This is a genomic window from uncultured Gimesia sp. (assembly GCF_937919775.1).
Taxonomy (GTDB): domain Bacteria; phylum Planctomycetota; class Planctomycetia; order Planctomycetales; family Planctomycetaceae; genus Gimesia.
The window spans coordinates 1-2,273 of record NZ_CALFPF010000070.1 but is presented as its reverse complement, the minus strand read 5'-3'; the positions used below and the strand labels follow the sequence as shown (position 1 = coordinate 2,273).

Below are 2,273 nucleotides of genomic sequence, written 5' to 3'. Positions count from 1 at the left end.
AGGAATGGTATGCAACGCAGGCAAACCAAGTTCGTAAAGCCATGTCGCTGTTTTATACTTATCGATACACTTGAGTAAGGCATGATCATCGCAAAGCAATATGGACGTGCTTGTCTCGCGTTCGATTTCATCGCGATATTTACAGAGAAGTTCCAGTTCACTATCAATGCCTGGAATAAGTAATTCTATTTTGTGTTTCGTGAGCACAGATTTAATGGTCGAAATATAGGAATCGGAATCGACACGCGGCATAATTTCATAGCTGTCACATAATTGGAGACCTGCACAATCGGTACTGGAATCCAAGCCTAGAATCGAAACACCCGGATATCCCTCTCGTAATCCTCTGATCGCGCCGTAACCAACGTCACCGCTCACTCCCGTGATCGCAACTCGATGAGCTTTCATAGTTAATTCACTTTTATCGCAACTTGGGTTTCGGATTTTGCCGGGATATAAAAAATGTCATGTTTATCTCACCATGCAGAATAGTGTCAATTCGAAAAAACGTAAGATCCCGTTAAGTCTCGTTGAGAGAGGTTGAGAAAATACTTCCCGTGAATGACAACTCGATTACACGAAAATGATTTATCAGAAATTAGTTATGTAAAGCCTGCTTTTTCAATGAAAAAGTAAACTGACTATCGCGCCACGTAACGTACCCTACAACCTTCCAGTTCTGTCGCTTTTGCTCTGTCAGATATCCCGGCTCCCATGCAGACGGTGTCTGAACTGGTTTGGACAGGATTTCGAAATCAGCATGGTCGAGAGAAACCTGATTTTTAAACGCCCAGAAGGAAGTCAATTTCTGCAGTCCCAGTTCAAAACGCTCCTTCGACAAATCGGGACCACTTACGCGCCAGTTCCACCAGACCCAGAGTCGTCCTGTTAAATATGCTCCCGGCCGCCCATCACTGAGTTTAACAGGCAAGAATGATGATTTTCCGTCAGGATTCTTGTATTGGATGGCATAAAGACGCTTGTAGTTTTGAAAATGATGATCCATGAAGACCGGGTGGTCCGTTACCCCCAGAGCAACACGGGCTGGCTTGGCGAGTTTGTTACGGAGATAGACGCAGGGATCAGTGACCAGACTTGCAATCGGCTTCAGGGCGCCGGGTTTAATGTGTTCAGGAAGCTGCGGAAATCTACCGATGATGAAACAGACCTGAAGTGCTGTGACAATACACAATGTTGCCAAGGTCAATTTCTCTCTGATTCCCCACTGAGGCCATTCTATGGAACTTGTTGGTAGTTGACCTTCCGGCTCTGAATGCTGTTCTTTTCGCGATCTTTGCAACAGGCGATCCAAAGACTGCCAGCAAGAAACCGGCAAGAGTAGTAAATACAGACACAGATAAGTCAGTCCAAAAAATGGGATCGGAAAAACGAATCCGATTGAAAAATGTAACCCGACGCCGATCACAAACAAAGGTAAGCGGGCACGGTGCCACCACATCAGAAAAGGGAACAGGGTTTCAAAAACCAGGGTCAGATAGCCCATGGACAGCATTAACCATTTTTGATCCAGCATAATTTGTGGTACGGGAAACCAGGAATTTTGCGGTAATGAAGCGGGAAGCCAGACCCCCAGACCGCTGCGCCACATTGAAGATCCCATTTTGAAAAACACGGAGTCAGCATAAACAAGCGCGATCCCGACAAAGAGCAATGTATTAATGTAAAGGGAATAATTGCGAATGGGCGGCAACGGTTTCTGCTTTTGAGTTTTTCTGTATGAATCAATCGAAATCCGGTCAGAGACAGGTATCAACATGAGAAGAAAATTAACGCCGAGATAAACGTAGTCGACATGGTACTCAAAGCCGGGGTAGAGAAGTATGCCGAGAAAAATTACGGTGAATCCATAATTCAAAACACAGGCTAACAGGGTTCTGTATCCCAGGATGACGCAGAGTATCGTAGCAAACCAGGCAACCAGCAGCAGATTCAACAACGACGGGGCTGGTTGAAGGTAAGGCACGGGATCCAGAATAAGATGCCTGAAGTAATATAGATGGCAGACTTCGATAAACAGAACGGTTCCGTAGCAAATACGAAAGACAGCTAACGATAATGCTTGTGCTCTTGAGACGGCGGGTACAGTTGTTTGTTCTATCATCTCAATACCATGGGATTATCAGGAACTCGTCACTAGGTAGTGTTTATTTATTGGTTTTGAATGTGATTCCCAAGACCGCAACCTGACCCAGGTCGGTTTTAACCGCGGCTAACGCCGTGCGGCTGATCTTGTTTTCTGGTACTTTGACAGC

1 protein-coding gene and 1 pseudogene are annotated in these 2,273 nt (G+C 45.5%); both read right to left on the bottom strand.

All coding sequences use genetic code 11. The annotated features are described in order from the left end of the window. Positions 1–408 (bottom strand): annotated as a pseudogene (locus Q0294_RS01860) (hypothetical protein); the annotation flags it as partial. Between the two features lie 190 nt (positions 409–598). Further along, on the bottom strand, positions 599–2,122 hold the full coding sequence (locus Q0294_RS01855; protein WP_299460289.1) for an HTTM domain-containing protein: 1,524 nt from the start codon (positions 2,120–2,122) through the stop codon (positions 599–601). Positions 2,123–2,273 lie beyond the last annotated feature (151 nt).

Excerpts from the sequence above, each read along its gene's own strand:
- Q0294_RS01855 (WP_299460289.1), bottom strand. The coding sequence starts at position 2,122 with ATGATAGAACAAACAACTGTACCCGCCGTCTCAAGAGCACAAGCATTA.